The organism is Arthrobacter sp. zg-Y1110, assembly GCF_025244865.1.
GTDB lineage: Bacteria > Actinomycetota > Actinomycetes > Actinomycetales > Micrococcaceae > Arthrobacter_B.
The window spans coordinates 2,845,711-2,862,356 of record NZ_CP104272.1; the positions used below are offsets into that span (position 1 = coordinate 2,845,711).

The window sequence follows — 16,646 nt, forward strand, 5'->3', positions numbered from 1 at the left end:
TCCTCTTCTCCTGCCCTCACGGGGCCTTGATAAGTTCCGTCCACTGCACCCTACCGTTCAAAACGGCAGGTTCAACAGCCAGCTTACTATTTGGATCCTAGTCAAGCAGACGGGACCGGATGAGAAAGCGTTTACCCTCGGGTGCTTCCACGGAAAACCCACTTCCCCGTCCGGAGACAACATCCACGGTCAGATGGGTGTGCTTCCAGTACTCAAACTGCTCACGCGACATCCAGAACTCCAGTTCCTCCCCCGCCAGGTCGAAGACCCCCAGAAGGACGTCGGCATCCGAAGTCAGGAACTCCCCCTTCGGAAAGCACATGGGCGAGGACCCGTCACAGCAGCCCCCGGACTGGTGGAACATCAGCGCACCGTGGACGGGCCGTAGCCGCAGCAGCAGGGCCTGTGCCTCCGGCGTCAGCGCCACCCGGGAAAAACTCTCTCCGGGCAGTGCGGCAGCCGCCTCCAGCCCGGGGGCAAGCGAAGAATCCATCAGTATCCAATCACTACACGGCCGTCGATGCGGCCTTCTCGAAGTTCCGTCATCACATCATTGATCTCTTCCAGATTGCGGACGGTGATGTTGGGGTGGATCAGTCCGCGGTCGTAGAAGTCGATTGCCTCCGCCAGGTCCTGGCGCGTCCCCACAATCGACCCCCGGATGGTGAGGCCCTTGAGCACAGTGTCAAAGATAGGAGCCGGAAAGTCTCCCGGCGGCAACCCGACAAAGACAATCGTTCCGCCGCGCCGGGCCATGCCGATGGCCTGTCCGAAGGCTGTCGGATGCACCGCGGTGACAAGTATTGCGTGTGCACCGCCGATCTTTTCCTGGATAACCTCCGCCGGGTCCTCGGTGCGCGCATTGACCACAACCTCGGCTCCGTACCTCGTTGCCAGCTCCAGCTTGTCATCTGCGATATCCACGGCGGCGACGCGCAGTCCCATGGCAATGGCGTACTGCACTGCTACGTGTCCCAGCCCGCCTATGCCGGAGATGACGACCCACTGACCGGGCCGTGCCTCGCTGACTTTCAGTCCTTTGTAGACCGTGACGCCTGCGCAGAGGACCGGAGCGATTTCCTGCGGATCGGCCCCTTCAGGGATGCGCGCCGCAAAACGCGCATCTACCAGCATGTACTGGCCGAAGGAGCCGTCCACGGAGTAACCACTGTTCTGCTGCTGCTCACACAGGGTTTCCCAGCCGGTCCGGCAGTACTCGCATACACCGCAGGCGTAGGCGAGCCAGGCGTTGCCCACCATGTCGCCCGGGTGCAGGTCGGTGACCCCTTCACCGACCTGCACCACCTCACCTACCCCCTCGTGGCCGGGGATGAACGGCGGAGTCGGCTTTACGGGCCAGTCACCGTCTGCGGCATGGAGGTCCGTATGGCATACACCTGTCGCCACCAGCTTGACGAGCGCCTGGCCCGGACCTGGTTCAAGCACCGCCATTTCCTCGATGGAGAGGCCTTCACCGAGTTGGTTCACTACTGCTGCCTGCATGCTGGCCATGGGGTTCTCTTTCCATCAGCGGTTTAGGGGAATTCCAGTGGAAAGCGAGTGACACCCAAGCCTAGGCAGGTCGGGGTACCGCTTAGAAGAACCCCTGCTTGTTTTCCGCGTAGCTGACCAGCAGGTTCTTGGTCTGCTGGTAGTGGTCCAGCATCATGGCATGGTTCTCGCGGCCGATGCCGGAGGACTTGTAGCCGCCGAAAGCGGAATGGGCAGGATAGGCGTGGTAATTGTTCACCCATACCCGGCCGGCCTGGATATCGCGTCCTGCCCGGTAGGCGGTGTTGCCGTCCCGGGACCAGACACCGGCACCAAGGCCGTACAGCGTGTCATTGGCGATGGCCAGGGCCTCCCCGTAGTCGGAGAACCGGGTCACGGAAACCACCGGACCGAAGATTTCCTCCTGGAAGATGCGCATGTTGTTGGTGCCCTCGAAAACGGTGGGCTGGACGAAGAAGCCGCCGGCAAGGTCGCCGTCGAAGTGGGCTCGCTCGCCTCCGGCGAGGACCCGTGCACCCTCCTGCTTGCCGATATCCAGGTAGGAGAGGATCTTCTCCAACTGGTCGTTGGACGCCTGGGCGCCCACCATGGTGTTGGTATCGAGGGGATTGCCCTGGATCATCTGGGCCGTGCGGGCCAGTGCGTCCGCCATGAAGGAGTCATACATGGAGTCCTGGACCAGCGCACGGGACGGGCAGGTGCAGACCTCGCCCTGGTTCAGCGCGAACATGTTGAAGCCTTCGAGCGCCTTGTCGTAGAACGAGTCATCGGCGGCGGCGACGTCGGCGAAGAAGATATTCGGGCTCTTGCCGCCCAGCTCGAGGGTGACCGGAATCAGGTTCTGGCTGGCGTACTGCATGATCAGCCGGCCCGTGGTGGTCTCACCGGTGAAGGCGATCTTCCGGATCCGGTTCGAGGATGCCAGGGGTTTGCCGGCTTCCACCCCGAAGCCGTTCACCACGTTCAGCACGCCGGCCGGCAGCAGGTCCGCGATGAGCTCCATCAGGACCAGGATCGACGTCGGCGTCTGCTCAGCGGGCTTCAGCACGATGGCGTTGCCTGCCGCCAGCGCCGGAGCCAGTTTCCAGACGGCCATCAGGATGGGGAAGTTCCACGGAATGATCTGTCCCACAACTCCCAGCGGCTCGTGGAAGTGGTAGGACGTGGTGTTGTCGTCGATCTGGGAGATGCCGCCCTCCTGGGCGCGGATGGCGCCGGCGAAGTAGCGGAAGTGGTCGACGGCCAGCGGCAGGTCGGCGGCCAGGACTTCCCTGATCGGTTTGCCGTTGTCCCAGGTTTCGGCGACGGCGAGCATTTCGAGATTCGCTTCGATCCGGTCCGCGATGCGGGTCAGGACCAGGGCCCGTTCGGCCACCGCAGTCTTGCCCCAGGCCCCGGCGGCCTTGTGCGCGGCGTCCAGCGCGAGATCGATGTCAGCCGATGTGCCGCGGGCCACTTCACAGAATGGGCGGCCGTTGATCGGCGAAATGTTCTCGAAGTACTGTCCCTTGACCGGGGCCACCCATTCGCCGCCGATCCAGTTCTCATAGCGCGGTTTGAAGGTGACTTTCGATCCTTCGGTGCCTGGCTGTGCGTAAACGGTCATTTTGCGCTCCTTGTGCGTTCGACGTCGGTGTCGGTTGCGGACATCCCCGAGGCTACGGAGCGCAACGTTGCAAGCAGGTTGCAACGAGAGGTTTGTGCCTTTTTAGGCCAGGTCCCGTTCGATCCGTTCCAGGGCAGCGATGACGGCGGCCCTGCGGGGTGAGCGCGGCGGAAGCACGCGCAGGGCAAGCTGCCAGGCCTCGGCGTCGTGCTCTGCCTCCGGCAGGTGCAGGTACTGGAGCAGGGTGTCGGCACCGGCGTCGGAGAGCATGGCCTGGCGCAGTACGGCAGAGACCTCGGTCCGCAGCCGGACGACGGCGGGCGCCTCAGAGCGCGGCAGCACCGGTCCGCCGTACCTCCGCAGGGCCAGCCGGTAGGCGCCGTGTTCCAGGAACCCCAGGACCTGTGCGGCGTCCACTTCGAGCGGACGCGACAGGCGGTAGGGGCGGGAGCGCGGCACCAGCGGCTCCGTTCCGGCGGCCACGCCTTCCATGAGGTTGCGCAGGCGCAGCATCTCGGCGCGCACCGTACCTGCCTGTCCGCCGTCGGGGTAGGCAAGCGAGGCCAGTTCCTCGGCCGTCAGCCCGCCCGGATGCAGCGCCAGCACGGCCAGCAGTTCGCCGTGGCGGGAACTGAGTTCCACCGGCCTGCCATTGATGTGCAGGACGGCCCGGTCCCGGCCGAGCAGCTCCAGGCTTTCCGTGGAGCCGGGGACCGGCGGCGGGGGCTTCCGGCGGGCACGACGGCGCAGCGGAGCTCCGGAGGTTGTGGGGGATCCGTTACGGGTATCCCGGCGGGCCTGCAGCCGCTGGACCTGGAGCCGGGCTTCGGCGGCAGCGACAGCTGCCCGGACAAGGGCGAGCGTATGCGGAGCGACGGCTTCGGGGCCGCCGGTAACGTCCACGACGCCCAGCACGGAACCGGTATCCGGGTCATGCACGGGCACGGCGGTGCAGCTCCAGGAGTGCACGAGCCTGCTGAAATGCTCCGGTCCGGCAATCTGCACGTCGGCCCCTGTGGCGAGGGCGGTTCCGGGGGCACTGGTGCCTACCGTTCGTTCGGACCAATCCGCGCCGGGCAGGAACAACATGCCTTCCGCGCGGCGGCGCAGGGCAGCGTCGCCGTCGACCCAGAGCAGGCGGCCCAGTTCATCGCCTACGGCCACCAACAGCCCGGAGTCCTCTCCGGGCTCCACGAGCAGGCGGCGGATTACCGGCATCACGGCAGCGAGCGGATGCGCGGCACGGTAACGGTCCAGGGCGGCGTCGTCGAACACCAACTCGGGACGCGAAACGTCCGGGTCCGAGTGGTGCTGCAGCGAACGCTGCCAGGACTCCCGGATGGAAGGCCGAAGCCGCTCCAGCCAGCCGGTTCCGACACCGAGCGACTCGTGGGCCCGGACGGCGTTGCGAAGCAGCGCCTCCGCCGGTATCCGCGGCAGGACACCGGACTGCCCGTTCTGGGCCAAACCTTCATTTCGCGCCGCAATGCGCACGGCCCCCGCCTATCCACGCTGATAAACGGACAACGTCGCCAAAATGGACGTTGTCCGGTTAGGGAACACACCTTGCTGGATATGCTCCCATGCGCGGACCGGCGGAGGCCAGAGAAACTACGGGTTGCTGATTACGACTACTCGCCGCGGGAGATACGGGTCATTTCCTCGCGGTCGACCACCTTGACACGCTCACGGACGAGTTCGCCCGTCAGCGGTTCGGGGTGGATGTAGGAGGCGCCGAGGCTGCGCTCATAAGCATCCAGTTTCAGCCAGCCCTCCCAAGTGGTGTACTTGACGCCGCGTTCTTCCAGCAGCTCAATGATCGACGACGGGTCCGGGTGCGTGGCGGCCGGCAGGTTCAGCCGGTCCTCGAGCAGGAAGCCGATGGTCTCCAGCGCGTCGCCCTTGGTGTGGCCGATCAGGCCCACGGGTCCGCGCTTGATCCAACCGGTGGTGTAGATGCCCGGCACCGGAGCGCCGTCTTCATTGATGACGCGGCCGCCCTCGTTGGGGATCACGCCGCGCTGCTCGTCGTAGCCGACTTCGGGCAGCTCGGAGCCGAAGTACCCGATGGCCCGGTAAACGGCCTGGACCGGGTAGTCGACAATCTCGCCGGTGCCGCGGACGTTCCCGGTGCCGTCCAGCTCGGTCCGCTCGAACTTCATACCGGCGACCTTGCCCGGATCCGCGGGATCGTCATAGATCTCCACGGGGCTGTGCAGGAAGTGCAGGTGCAGGCGGCGGGAAGCTCCGGTGTCCTGTTCCTCCACCAGCCAGTTGGTGAGGGTGTTGACCATGGTCTTGGTCTGGTTGTTGGTGCGGATCTGCTCGTCGGAGCCTTCGTCGAATTCGAAGTCCTCGGGGTACAGGACAATATCGACATCGCGCGAATGCGAGAGTTCGCGAAGTTCCAGCGGCGTGAACTTCACCTGTGCCGGTCCGCGGCGGCCGAAGATGTGCACATCGGTGACCGGGGACTTCTTCAGGCCCTCGTAGACGTTGGTCGGAATTTCCGTGCTGAGCAGGTCATCTGCGTGCTTGGAAAGGATGCGGGCGACGTCGAGGGCTACGTTGCCGTTGCCGATCACAGCCACTTCCTTGGCGTCCAGCGGCCATTCGCGCGGAACATCAGGATGCCCGTCATACCAGGACACGAATTCCGCACCGCCGAAGGAGCCTTCCAGGTCGACGCCGGGCACGTTCAGCGGGGCGTCCTTGATGGCGCCCGTGGCAAAGATGATGGCGTCATAGAAGTGGCGGAAGTCTGCCAGCGTCAGGTCGCGGCCGTAGTTGACGTTGCCGAGGAACCGGATGTCCCCGCGGTCCAGCACCTTGTGCAGGGCGTTGACTATGCCCTTGATCCGGGGATGGTCGGGAGCCACACCGTAGCGGATGAGCCCGTAGGGCGCGGGGTACTGGTCGAAGAGGTCAATGCTGACCTCGAAGTCCCGATCGGCTTTGGTAAGGATGTCGGCGGCGTAAACACCGGCGGGGCCTGCGCCGATAATGGCGACCCTCAAAGGACGCTGGGCGCTGTCCGCGGCAGGGTTAGTCACTGATAGTCCTTCTTCTCTTCTGAGCTTCTGGGTGCGCAATTAACACACAGTTATTTATTCTAAATGCCGGGTTCGCCACCGTCTAAACGGCTCGAAAAAACGGGTGCGGGAGGCCTCGGGAATACGCACAGGTACAGGCGCGTTAAGCTGTGCGTGCCTTTCTCAAAGCCTGTCCCCGCCCTTCGCGGCATCCGTACCGCTATGCCCGGAGAGGGCGTCGGCGCGACCTCGGGTCCGTCCGCCGGTTCGTCCGCCGGTTCGTCTGGGGCGTCAGGTGCGCCGGACCAGTCCGCTGCTCCGTCGTCGTCCGGGCCGTCGTCGTCCGGGCCTGCGGGGACGGGGCCGTCGTCGTCCGGGCCTGCGGGGACGGGACGAGAGAACCTTCCCGGCATCCTCTTCGGAATTGGTGCGTACGGGCTCTGGGGTCTGCTTCCGCTCTATTTCATGGTCCTCAAGCCCGCCGGCGCGGTGGAAATCGTTGCCAACCGTGTTGTCTGGTCACTGGTGTTCTGCGCGATCCTGCTCTCCGTCATGCGGGCCTGGAAGCCGATGCTTGCCGCTGGACGGAACCCCCGCACAGTAGGAACCCTGGCGGGTGCTGCCCTGCTGATCGCCGTGAACTGGCTGACGTATTCCTGGGCCGTGTTGAACGAGCACGCAGTGGAAGCAGCGTTGGGCTACTTCATTAACCCGATCGTGTCGGTGCTGCTCGGCGTGCTGGTGCTCAAGGAAAAACTGCGTCCGCTCCAGTGGGCGGCCATGGCAGTGGGTTTCATTGCCGTTCTGGTCCTGGCTTTCGCGTACGGAACCGTGCCGTGGGTGGCCCTGGCCCTGGCCTTCAGCTTCGGGTTCTACGGCTTGGTCAAGAAGGGCATCGGCTCGCGTGTTGACGCAGTTTCGAGCCTGACGATTGAAACGGCCGTGCTCACACCTATTGCAGTCGGCGTGATGATCTGGCTTTCCATGACCGGAGCGGCCACGCTGACTACCAACGGTGCCGGGCATCTCTGGCTTCTGGTCGCCTCCGGCATCATCACTGCCGTACCGCTGATCTTCTTTGGGGCGGCTGCACGCCGCCTGCCGCTGTCCACCGTGGGACTGCTGCAGTATCTGGCGCCTACCCTGCAGTTCATCCTGGCCCTGACCGTGTTCAAGGAAGCGATGCCGCCCGAGCGCTGGGCGGGCTTCGGCCTCGTCTGGCTCGCACTGGTGATGCTGACCGTCGATATGATCGGCGGCCCCCGCCGCAATCGGCGGCTGCGTGCTGCGGCGGCTGTCTAGGGGTTACTCCGGCGACGCAGATGTTCTAACGACTAGTCCTCCCCCGTCCTAACCACACCGACGATGCTAGATCCGGTCTGCGTGGTTATAGGGCGGGCGACTAGTCCTCCCCCGCTTCACCCTGGGCAGCGCGTCTTGATTGTTGTCCCCAATCCGGGGCCCTACCGGACCATCAGTCGCTCTGCCGCGGCAGCCTTGTTGCATGACTTCGGAAACTTTGAGCGAGTTGCAGCTACCGGCGGAATTCTCCGTCGCTACAACAGGTGTGAGCCTGATGCAGCGTGCCGAATCGCTCGTCGCGGAAGCCCGTGACCTCGGTGAAGACGCGACTGAGGCCTGGGATCTTCTAGGTTTTCAGGACGCGGTGGATTTCGCTGCGGCCGTTGAAGGTATTTCACGCGTTACGGACTACCTGAAGCTGGTCGCAGCCGCGGCCATCGATCGGCAGAGACCCGCTCAGACGTTTGGCGAGGGCGATCTGCGGGAGTTCCGGAGTACTCCGGACTTCATGCGAGCCCGCCTTCGAATCTCACGCGCCGAAGCGCGCCGCCGGCTGTCGCTCGGTTCAGCTGTCCTTCCCGCAACCACTGTCACAGGCGAGAGTCGCCCACCCGCGTATCCGCGGTTGGCTGAGGCTTGTGCTGATGCCGCCCTCGCTGCAACAGATGCTGATGTGATCGCACACGCGTTGGAAGAAGCGCTTCCGCGTATGGAACCACAGGCTCTCGACGCCATGGAAAAGCAGCTCACTGATATCGGTTCCCATCAGGACCATGATTTTCTCGTTCGTACGGCGAAGCATTGGACCGCTTTGCTGGACCAGGACCGGCCACCTAGCGAGGAAGAGCTCGTCCGGTTCCAAGGGATCTTCCCTGGACGACGCCGAAATGGATTGAACCATCTCCACATTTACTGCACCGACGAACAGCACGAAGCACTCACCACCCTGATGAACAGCGCCTCCAATCCGCGGGTGAACGGCCAGGAAGGTACCAACCGCGGCGCCCCGGAATCAGACCGCAAGACGGAACCGGGCTGTGCGACTGAGCCGGGCTGCGCGATCCAGCGAGGCTGCGCAACCGAACCGGGCCGCGCGACCGAGCCGGACCGCGCGGCCGAACCCGGTAGCACTCAGCCCGAGCGCCACATTCCTGCGGAGGGAGCTTTTACACCCGCAGCAGCGGGACAGGATTCACCTCCGCACCCCCATATCCTTGACCGGCTGCCCAGGCCCACCCGCCCGCAACTGCTGTTGGAGGGGCTGCTCGCCGCTGTCCGCACTGCTCTGGCTTCCGGGGGGCTGCCCGCTTCCGGGGGTATGCGTCCTCAAGTTATGGTCACTATCAGTCATGACGCCCTCTTGCTGGGGCTGACGAACCCAACAGGCGGGCCGGGCGCGAGGAACCGCAGGATCCGCGGGGATCGCGCAGACGGACCACATTCCGCCAGCGGTCCGGATAACAGGAACACCGAAACATCGCATTCTCCGTCGCCCGGCATCGCTGCCTTCTCGGGACCAATCGACACCCGGGCTGTCCGGCGCATAGCCTGCGACGCGGATTTGATTCCGGTAGTCCTGGGATCCAAGGGACAGGTGCTGGACCTGGGCCGGGCGGCACGACTTTTCCCTCCCCACCTGCGGAAGGCCCTGCACGCCCGCGACCGAGGCTGCGCTTTCCCCGGATGTACAGTTCCGGGACCTTGGACCGAAGCGCACCATGTCACCTTCTGGGAACGGGGTGGAGACACCAGCATCGGGAACGGGGTGCTGCTGTGTTCCTTCCACCACCACTTGATCCATCAGGGCAACTGGCACGTATCAATGCAGGCGGGCATTCCCTGGTTCCGGCCGCCGGCTTACGTGGATCCGGAGCGCAGACCGCTGCGGAACACCTACTTCCACCCTGGGTTCCCGGCCTCTGGCGGGACCGCAAACGGAACCTGACGCCTCACCGCAAGGACCTTCCATGACGGCATCAGCTCCGGGCGCGGACGGCGGTCTCCAGAACCTCCAGTGCATCAAGCAGGAGCTCATCGCCAATGGTCAGCGGCGGCAGCAGCCGAATGACGTTCCCGTAGGTTCCGCAGGTCAGCACGATGACACCTTCCTGCAGGCACGCCGCTGCGACAGCTTTGGCCGCCTCGGCGTCGGGCGTTCGAGACCCGGGGCGAACGAATTCCATGGCGAGCATGGCCCCGCGTCCACGGACATCGCCAACGACGCCGCCCTCGACCACAAGTGCCTCCAGTCTTGGCCGGACGAGCTCCTCGATGTGCCGCGCCCGCCCGGCCAGGTCCTGCGAAACCATGGTGTCCATCGCCGCCAGCGCAGCTGCGCAGGCTACGGGATTGCCGCCGTAGGTGCCTCCCAGACCTCCGGGGTGGACGGCGTCGAGCAATTCCGCCCGTCCCGTGACGGCCGAGAGCGGCAGCCCGCCGGCAATCCCCTTTGCCATGGTGATCAGGTCGGGAACTACCCCCTCGTGCTGTACCGCAAACCATTCACCCGTACGGCAGAAACCGGACTGCACCTCGTCCGCGATGAAGACCACACCGTTGGCCTGCGCCCACTCCGCGAGCCGCGGCAGGAAGCCCTCCGCAGGAACAATGAATCCCCCCTCTCCCTGAATCGGTTCAATGAGGAGCGCGGCAAGCTGGTCCGCGCCGATCTGCTTCTCGATGGCCAGGATGGCCCGGTCCGCAGCCTCCGCGCCGGTAAGGTTCGGGTTCTCTTCACGGAACGGATAGCTCATGGGCATCCGGTAGATCTCCGGCGCGAACGGTCCGAACCCTGTCTTGTAGGGCATGGCCTTGGCCGTCAACCCCATGGTGAGGTTGGTGCGGCCGTGGTAGGCGTGGTCGAAAGCCACTACTGCGTCGCGCCCGGTAGCCGAGCGGGCAATCTTCACGGCGTTCTCCACCGCTTCGGCACCGGAGTTGAACAGCACGGTCCGTTTTTCGAAGTCCCCCGGAGTCACGGCAGCAAGACGTTCGGCGACGGCCACATACCCCTCGTAGGGCGTCACCATGAAGCACGTGTGCGTGAAGTGCTCCACCTGTTCCTGCACGGCGGCGACAACGGCTGGATCAGAGGCACCCACGCTGGTCACGGCGATGCCCGAGCCCAGGTCAGTGAAGGCATTGCCGTCCACGTCCACGATGATGCCGCCGTCGGCATCAGCGGCATACACGGGAATGCTCGAGGCAACACCCTTCGCAACAACTGCGGCACGCCGCGCCTCCAAGGCTGCAGACTTCGGGCCCGGGAAAGTGCCGGTAATCCGGCGTCGCTGTTCGATGCGGTAACTCGGGGTGGTGAGGGAGATGCTCATGGGATTGCCTTTCGAAAATACTGCCTGAGGAACAGGGTTCGGATGCCGGGGCTAGGCGTCCAACGCGCTCATGACGTGCTTAATGCGGGTGTAGTCTTCCACGCCGTACATGGAGAGGTCCTTGCCGTAACCGGAGCTCTTGAAGCCTCCGTGCGGCATTTCGGCGGTGAGCATGATGTGCGTGTTGATCCAGACCGCTCCGAAATCCAGGTCCCGTGACAGGCGCATGGCCCGGCCGTGGTTCGTGGTCCAGACGCTGGAGGCAAGAGCGTATTCGACGTCGTTGGCCATTTCCACGGCCTGCTCCTCGTTGTCGAACTTCTGCACGGTGATGACCGGGCCGAAGGTTTCCTTCTGCACCACGTCGTCGTCTTGGCGGGCACCGGTGATGACGGTGGGTTCGAAGAAGAAGCCCTTGGACCCTGCCCTCCGCCCGCCGGTCTCCACACGGCAATGCGCGGGCAGAGCTTCGATCACGGCATTCACAGCGTTGAAGTGGTTGATGTTGTTCAGCGGACCGAAGTAGTTTTCCTCGTCGTTGTCGCTGCCGGTCTTCAGCTCCTTGGCCGCAGCCACCAGCTTGTCCACCAGTGCGTCATGCACGGAATCCTCCACCAGAACGCGGGTGATGGCGGTGCAGTCCTGGCCGGCATTAAAGAACGCGAATTCGGCAATGGCCGTGGCGGTCCGGTCCAGGTCTGCGTCTGCAAATACGACTGCAGGGGCCTTCCCGCCGAGTTCCAGGTGGGCCCGTTTGAGGGTCTTTGCCGCACCGGAGGCCACGGCGATGCCTGCCCGCACGGACCCGGTGATGGAAACCAGGCCGGGCACGGGGTGTTCAACCATCAGCTCACCGGTGGCACCGGTCCCCAGGACCACGTTGAACACGCCGGCAGGGAAGATATCTGCCGCAAGACGGGCCAGGACCAAGGTGGATTCGGGGGTGGTGTCGGAAGGCTTGAGTACCACCGTGTTTCCGGCGGCAAGCGCCGGACCGATTTTCCAGACCGCCATCAGCAGCGGGTAGTTCCAGGGAGCTACTTGGGCGACGACGCCGATCGGCTCGCGGCGGATGAAGGAGGTAAAGCCTTCCATGTACTCTCCGGCGGATTTTCCCTCCAGAAGCCTGGCCGCGCCGGCAAAGAAGCGGAGCTGATCCGCCCCGACGGCCACTTCTTCTGCGGCAATCAGTGAGCGAACCTGACCCGTATTGCGGTGCTGGGCTTCCACCAATTCGTCGGAATGGGCTTCAAAGGCATCCGCCAGACGAAGCAGCATGCGCTGGCGTTCGCTGGGAGTGGTGCGCTTCCACGTACGGAACGCTGCCGCGGCTGCGTCCATGGCTGCGTCGACGTCCGCCTGCACGGATACGGGCGACACGGCAACCACTTCACCGTTGGTTGGATTAACGACATCCAGCACATCGGTTCCCCGGGACGGGACAAACTCGCCGTTAATGAAGTTCTGCAGTGTCTCAGCCATGCCGGACGTCCTTTCGGGGCGGGCGGGTGCGTATTCGATTACCCCAAACCTACTGTGAAGCGCAGGTCACACATACGGCCGCATGCACAGCCTTATGGGGAAGATGCAGTGCGATCGCATAAAAGTCCGCGGTCTATAGTGGTGCAATGTCGATCACACTCTCGGACCTGCTGGCGGCGGGCGGGTTGGAACTGACGCGCCACGGGTCGGCTCCCCTTTCTCCACGGCCTATTCAGTGGGTCGCTGTGACCGAGCTGGAGGATCCCTCTCCGTTCCTCGGCGGCGGAGAGGTGGTTCTGACTACGGGTTTGCGGCACGGCAGCAGTGCGGCCCAGCAACGCTTCGTGCAAAGCGTGGAGCGGGCCGGAGCGCTGGGGATCGGTTTCGGCACCGGCCTCAGCCACGCCTCGGTGCCGGCTCCCCTGCTCGCTGAGGCGGACCGACTCGGCATGCCCGTCTTCGAGGTCCCCTACGGCACACCGTTCATGGCTCTGGGAAAGCTGGTTGCGGATTCCCTCTCCGCCCAGCACGTCGCCCAGCTGCATCAATTGCTTTCAGGCCATCAAGTGCTGGCAGAGGCGCTGCTCAGCGGCAAGGGACTGCCACGGCTGCTGGCACAACTCTCCCGACTTGTAGAGGCCGACGTTGCCCTCTTCCAATACGGCGCACCGGTCTTTGCCACCTCCGACCCCGATCCTTCCTGGCGGCGGATCCCTGTCCCCACCGGAATGCGGGACCGTTGCACCTTGGCCATTGCCGAACCGTCTGTACAACCGGACATCATTGCCTACGCGCAGAGCCTTATCGGCGTGGAGCTGAGCAACCAGGCCGCCAGGCGGGCCAGCAGCAGGGCCGTCACCGGCCAGCTCCTGGGTGACGTTGTGGATGGCCGGCTCGCAGGTCAGGACGCTGCTGTGAGGCTGCAGGCAGCGGGTATTGACTCGGACCTGCGGCAAGCCGTGCTTCTCGTGGAAGTAGCGTCCGGCCAGATCCGCACCCTGCCCACTCTCCCGCTGCCGGCCGGATTCAACGGCGCACCTACGGCACTTCATGAAAACCGGCTGGCTTTGGTGGTTCCCGCTGCCGATGCGAACGAGCTGGCCGCTGAGTTGAGCGCGTATCTCTTTGGAGCCGGGCTGACGGCAAAGGTGGGGATAGGCGGTTCATACACCGAAACAGCAGGGCTGCGCTGGAGTTATTACGAGGCACGGGAGGCACTCCGCAACGGTGCAGCAGTGAACGAACCCGACCGTTTGAACCTCACGTCCCTGCTGATGGCCAGCCGCGATGTTCCACTATCGGATCTGGCAGCCGAAGCCCTGGACCCTCTGGTCGCCTTCGACAACAGGCACGGCGCGCAACTGATCCCTACCCTGGACACCTACCTGCTCCTGAACGGATCCGTGGCCGCCGTCGCCGCGGATCTTGGCCTGCACCGCAACACCGTCCGCTACCGCCTTGCACAAATTGCCGAGCTGACCGGATACGACCCGGCGGTGACCGCCGACCGGGTACACCTGTACCTTGCGCTAAACGTCCGACGCTTGGGCGGTTAACCTGTAGGGATGACTACCACCGCGCAGGCCAGGACCGTCCACTGGCAGGGACAGGACGATCCGGAGCGTACGGACACGGCAGTGGTCTCCTTTCGTGACCGGGAACTCGCCGCAGCCGGCACCTCTGTCACCGCCGGATACAGGGCGTCCTGGACACTGTCTACCATCCCGGGGTGGGTCACCCGGCGGCTGACGGTAGAGGTGACGGGGAAGGGCTGGTCCCGGAGCCTGGAGCTCGAACGCAGCACCGAGGGCAGATGGAGCGCGGAGACAACCACGTCCGGGCTCACCGACCTGCCCGCCCCCGGAATCGCCGACCCGCGCAGCCTCGACGAAGCCCAGGACTGTGACCTCGGGCTGTGCCCGCTGACCAACACCATGCCGATCCTGCGGCTGGACCTGCTGAACGATTCCGCTCCCCCGGATGAGACACAGCTGACAATGGCCTGGGTGGAAATGCCCAGTCTGCGGGTCCTGCCCAGCAAGCAGGTGTATTCACAGGTGCGGGCCTATTCCCCCGACCCGGGCCACGCCGTCGTCCTCTACAGCTCCGCCAACCGTGGGTTCACCGCCGAACTCACCGTCGACGCCGACGGCATGGTCATCGACTATCCCGGACTGGCGACGCGTCTGCCCTAGGCTCCAAGGGTCTAGGGCTCCAGACCCCAGACCCCGCAAAGGCTCCCCTCGTCCGGACCGGCTCCGTGTCCCGGCTAGGATTGGAATACACCCACTCAACGCACGCTTGGAGACCACATGAGTGAAATTTTCCTGGATCGGTTCCGCGCCTTGGTCCCCAAGTACCTTGAGGACAACTGGCGGGAAGAGGACGGCATCCCCGAACGGGAGCTCGATTCGATGCTGGCCGTCCACGATTTCAACATCCCGCTGGTACTGCGTGAGTTCTACCTCGCCCTCGGCGGATGCGAAGACCTGATGGAGGCCTTCCATTTCTTCTGGGATCCGGACGAGCTGGAGATCGAAGACGGCTACCTGCTCTTCCTCGAAGATGAGGACGAGAAGTTTGTCTGGGGCATTCGTGCCGACCAGCTGGACGTTCCGGACCCCATCGTGTGGCGACGCAATAACGCGCGCGGTGACTGGCAGAGCGAAGAAGGCACCCTGAGCGAGTATGTCCTGGACATGTTCGAGTGGATCTTCGAAGAGGATGAAGACGAGGACTGAGCCGTCGATGAAGGACGTTTTCCGCGAAGCAGCTTGGAAAAGCCACGCGCCGGACGGGTATGAGTGCCCGTTCTGCGACATGGCGACAGGCGAATTCCGGTATCCCGGAAACCTCTGCGAGCCCGGGGACCTGATCTACTCCGATGAGCTGGTGCTTGCGTTCATTGCTTCACACGGTTTTGACCCTGAACCGGGCCACGTCCTCGTCACACCGCGTCGGCACTACGAACTGCTCTATGAGCTGCCCGACGACGTCGCGGCGCGGATCATGCTCGTGACCCGGGATATGGCAGTGGCCATCAAGAAGGCCTGGAACCCCGACGGCGTCACCACCCGGCAGCACAACGAGCCAGCAGGGAGCCAGCACGTGTGGCACTACCACCAGCATGTACTCCCTCGCTGGACGGACGACGGGCTCTACTTCACGCCCAAGCGGCCTATCGTGCCGCCCGCTGTCCGTGCCCGCAAGGCCGCCGAGCTGCGCGCGGTCCTGTAGCCGCACTTCCAGCAGGAAACCTCAGCGGTTTGGGGAATCCCGGAAACTGCCGGCCCGGCAGCAGAACCTAGACCTCGCGGTTGACCACGGCGCGCGCAAAGGCGGCCAGGGCTTCCTTCACGACGGAGTCGGGCAGCGGTGCGAGGGCAGCTACGGCGTCTTCGGACCAGCTGCGTGCAACTTCCCAGGACTGATCCGTGACGGGGCTGCTGCGCAGGGCGGCTACGGCTTCGGCCAGCGCCTCGTCCGAGCTCAAGTCCCGTTCCACCAGTTCGAGCACGGCTGCGGCGTCGGCATCCCCGCCGGCTGCGGCACGTCGAAGCAGCAGCACGGGCAAGGTGGGAACGCCTTCGCGCAGGTCCGTGCCCGGCGTCTTCCCCGACTTCGCCTGCTTGCCGGTGACGTCAATGACGTCGTCGGCCAGTTGGAAGGCAATGCCCACCTTCTCGCCGTACTCAACCATGATGTCGATGGTTTCCTGGCCCGCACCGGAGAACAATGCACCGAACTGGCCGGAGGCGGCAATCAGTGATCCGGTCTTGTCCGCGATCACGGACAGGTAATGTTCGAGCGGATCCTGGCCTTCGGCAGGGCCGACGGTTTCGTGCAGCTGGCCCAGGCACAGCCGCTCGAACGTGTGTGCCTGGATAGCCAGCGCCGGGCCGCCCAGGGCGGAGACCAGGCTGGAAGCCCGCGCGAAGATGAGGTCGCCGGTGAGCACGGCAACCGAGTTGCCCCACAGTTCATGCGCAGTCGGCGCTCCGCGCCGGTACGGTGCCTCGTCCATCACGTCGTCGTGGTAGAGCGTGGCAAGGTGCGTCAGCTCGACGACCACGGCGGACTGGATAACCTTTTCCGGCGCATCCTCGGCACCGAGATGGGAAGCCAGGAGGGTCAGGAGCGGACGGATCCGCTTGCCGCCGGCCTCCACGAGGTGCCGGGAGGTGACGTCGGCGAAAGGATCGGAGTTGGCTACAGCTTCGCGCAGCCGCAGTTCCACCTGCTCCAGGGATGCGGCCATTGACGGGCCAAGCCTCGGGTCCTCAGCCAGCAGGGCGAAGCCCGGCGGCAGTGCGGAGGTGCCCGGCACGGTTTCCGGGCTGGTGTTGGTGGATTCAGTCACTGTTCAAGACTCACTATTTG

At 64.6% G+C, this 16,646-nt stretch carries 14 protein-coding genes; 6 read left to right on the plus strand and 8 right to left on the minus strand.

Features of this window, described 5'->3' with window-relative positions:
• Nucleotides 1–97 precede the first annotated feature (97 nt).
• The 5 genes from N2K99_RS13315 to N2K99_RS13335 all read right to left on the minus strand — a co-directional run bounded on the left by N2K99_RS13315 (nucleotide 98) and on the right by N2K99_RS13335 (nucleotide 6,171).
• Nucleotides 98–493 carry a DUF779 domain-containing protein gene (locus tag N2K99_RS13315; protein WP_227918918.1) on the minus strand — a complete coding sequence of 132 codons (396 nt, stop codon included), beginning with the start codon at nucleotides 491–493 and terminating at the stop codon, nucleotides 98–100.
• Nucleotides 493–1,512: an alcohol dehydrogenase AdhP gene (gene adhP / locus N2K99_RS13320; protein ID WP_227918919.1), complete on the minus strand. Its 1,020-nt coding sequence runs from the start codon at nucleotides 1,510–1,512 to the stop codon at nucleotides 493–495. Before adhP ends, N2K99_RS13315 begins: the two co-directional genes overlap by 1 nt.
• Before the next feature lie 82 nt (nucleotides 1,513–1,594).
• Nucleotides 1,595–3,118 (minus strand): aldehyde dehydrogenase family protein, encoded by a 1,524-nt coding sequence (locus N2K99_RS13325; protein WP_227933003.1) that lies wholly within the window; start codon nucleotides 3,116–3,118, stop codon nucleotides 1,595–1,597.
• Nucleotides 3,119–3,220: 102 nt separating this feature from the next.
• A complete protein-coding gene (locus N2K99_RS13330) occupies nucleotides 3,221–4,585 on the minus strand; it encodes a GAF domain-containing protein (RefSeq protein ID WP_227933002.1) in 1,365 nt (454 codons plus the stop codon).
• A gap of 164 nt (nucleotides 4,586–4,749) precedes the next feature.
• Nucleotides 4,750–6,171, minus strand: a complete 1,422-nt coding sequence (locus N2K99_RS13335; protein WP_227933001.1) for an FAD-dependent oxidoreductase — start codon at nucleotides 6,169–6,171, stop codon at nucleotides 4,750–4,752.
• A gap of 153 nt (nucleotides 6,172–6,324) precedes the next feature.
• Between N2K99_RS13335 and rarD the strand changes: the two genes are divergently transcribed.
• Nucleotides 6,325–7,452, plus strand: a complete 1,128-nt coding sequence (rarD, locus tag N2K99_RS13340) for an EamA family transporter RarD (protein ID WP_260554658.1) — start codon at nucleotides 6,325–6,327, stop codon at nucleotides 7,450–7,452.
• 202 nt (nucleotides 7,453–7,654) lie between these two features.
• Nucleotides 7,655–9,397 carry an HNH endonuclease signature motif containing protein gene (locus N2K99_RS13345; protein ID WP_227918924.1) on the plus strand — a complete coding sequence of 581 codons (1,743 nt, stop codon included), beginning with the start codon at nucleotides 7,655–7,657 and terminating at the stop codon, nucleotides 9,395–9,397.
• Between the two features lie 31 nt (nucleotides 9,398–9,428).
• On the opposite strand, the gene gabT is transcribed toward N2K99_RS13345, so the two are convergent.
• On the minus strand, nucleotides 9,429–10,784 hold the full coding sequence (gene gabT, locus N2K99_RS13350; RefSeq protein ID WP_227918925.1) for a 4-aminobutyrate--2-oxoglutarate transaminase: 1,356 nt from the start codon (nucleotides 10,782–10,784) through the stop codon (nucleotides 9,429–9,431).
• Between the two features lie 51 nt (nucleotides 10,785–10,835).
• Nucleotides 10,836–12,266, minus strand: a complete 1,431-nt coding sequence (locus N2K99_RS13355) for a gamma-aminobutyraldehyde dehydrogenase (RefSeq protein ID WP_227918926.1) — start codon at nucleotides 12,264–12,266, stop codon at nucleotides 10,836–10,838.
• Between the two features lie 146 nt (nucleotides 12,267–12,412).
• Here N2K99_RS13355 and N2K99_RS13360 point away from each other — a divergent pair, with 146 nt between their 5' ends.
• The 4 genes from N2K99_RS13360 (at nucleotide 12,413) to N2K99_RS13375 (ending at nucleotide 15,503) form a co-directional block, all read left to right on the plus strand.
• Nucleotides 12,413–13,822 (plus strand): PucR family transcriptional regulator, encoded by a 1,410-nt coding sequence (locus N2K99_RS13360; RefSeq protein ID WP_227918927.1) that lies wholly within the window; start codon nucleotides 12,413–12,415, stop codon nucleotides 13,820–13,822.
• A gap of 9 nt (nucleotides 13,823–13,831) precedes the next feature.
• Entirely contained in the window at nucleotides 13,832–14,461 is a 630-nt protein-coding gene (locus N2K99_RS13365; protein WP_227918928.1) for a putative glycolipid-binding domain-containing protein, read from the plus strand.
• Nucleotides 14,462–14,578: 117 nt separating this feature from the next.
• Complete coding sequence (locus N2K99_RS13370) at nucleotides 14,579–15,007, plus strand: hypothetical protein (protein WP_227933000.1); 429 nt, start codon at nucleotides 14,579–14,581, stop codon at nucleotides 15,005–15,007.
• Complete coding sequence (locus N2K99_RS13375) at nucleotides 14,991–15,503, plus strand: HIT family protein (protein ID WP_227918930.1); 513 nt, start codon at nucleotides 14,991–14,993, stop codon at nucleotides 15,501–15,503. The genes N2K99_RS13370 and N2K99_RS13375 overlap by 17 nt, the downstream gene beginning before the upstream one ends.
• A gap of 67 nt (nucleotides 15,504–15,570) precedes the next feature.
• Here N2K99_RS13375 and N2K99_RS13380 read toward each other — a convergent pair whose 3' ends face one another.
• Nucleotides 15,571–16,626, minus strand: a complete 1,056-nt coding sequence (locus N2K99_RS13380; RefSeq protein ID WP_227918933.1) for a polyprenyl synthetase family protein — start codon at nucleotides 16,624–16,626, stop codon at nucleotides 15,571–15,573.
• Nucleotides 16,627–16,646 lie beyond the last annotated feature (20 nt).

What these genes read in the sequence shown, in the direction of transcription:
- N2K99_RS13315 (WP_227918918.1), bottom strand. Translation starts at nt 493, where the DNA reads ATGGATTCTTCGCTTGCCCCCGGGCTGGAGGCGGCTGCCGCACTGCCC.
- adhP (WP_227918919.1), bottom strand. Translation starts at nt 1,512, where the DNA reads ATGGCCAGCATGCAGGCAGCAGTAGTGAACCAACTCGGTGAAGGCCTC.
- N2K99_RS13325 (WP_227933003.1), bottom strand. Translation starts at nt 3,118, where the DNA reads ATGACCGTTTACGCACAGCCAGGCACCGAAGGATCGAAAGTCACCTTC.
- N2K99_RS13345 (WP_227918924.1), top strand. Translation starts at nt 7,655, where the DNA reads ATGACTTCGGAAACTTTGAGCGAGTTGCAGCTACCGGCGGAATTCTCC.
- gabT (WP_227918925.1), bottom strand. Translation starts at nt 10,784, where the DNA reads ATGAGCATCTCCCTCACCACCCCGAGTTACCGCATCGAACAGCGACGC.
- N2K99_RS13355 (WP_227918926.1), bottom strand. Translation starts at nt 12,266, where the DNA reads ATGGCTGAGACACTGCAGAACTTCATTAACGGCGAGTTTGTCCCGTCC.
- N2K99_RS13360 (WP_227918927.1), top strand. Translation starts at nt 12,413, where the DNA reads ATGTCGATCACACTCTCGGACCTGCTGGCGGCGGGCGGGTTGGAACTG.
- N2K99_RS13365 (WP_227918928.1), top strand. Translation starts at nt 13,832, where the DNA reads ATGACTACCACCGCGCAGGCCAGGACCGTCCACTGGCAGGGACAGGAC.
- N2K99_RS13370 (WP_227933000.1), top strand. Translation starts at nt 14,579, where the DNA reads ATGAGTGAAATTTTCCTGGATCGGTTCCGCGCCTTGGTCCCCAAGTAC.
- N2K99_RS13375 (WP_227918930.1), top strand. Translation starts at nt 14,991, where the DNA reads ATGAAGACGAGGACTGAGCCGTCGATGAAGGACGTTTTCCGCGAAGCA.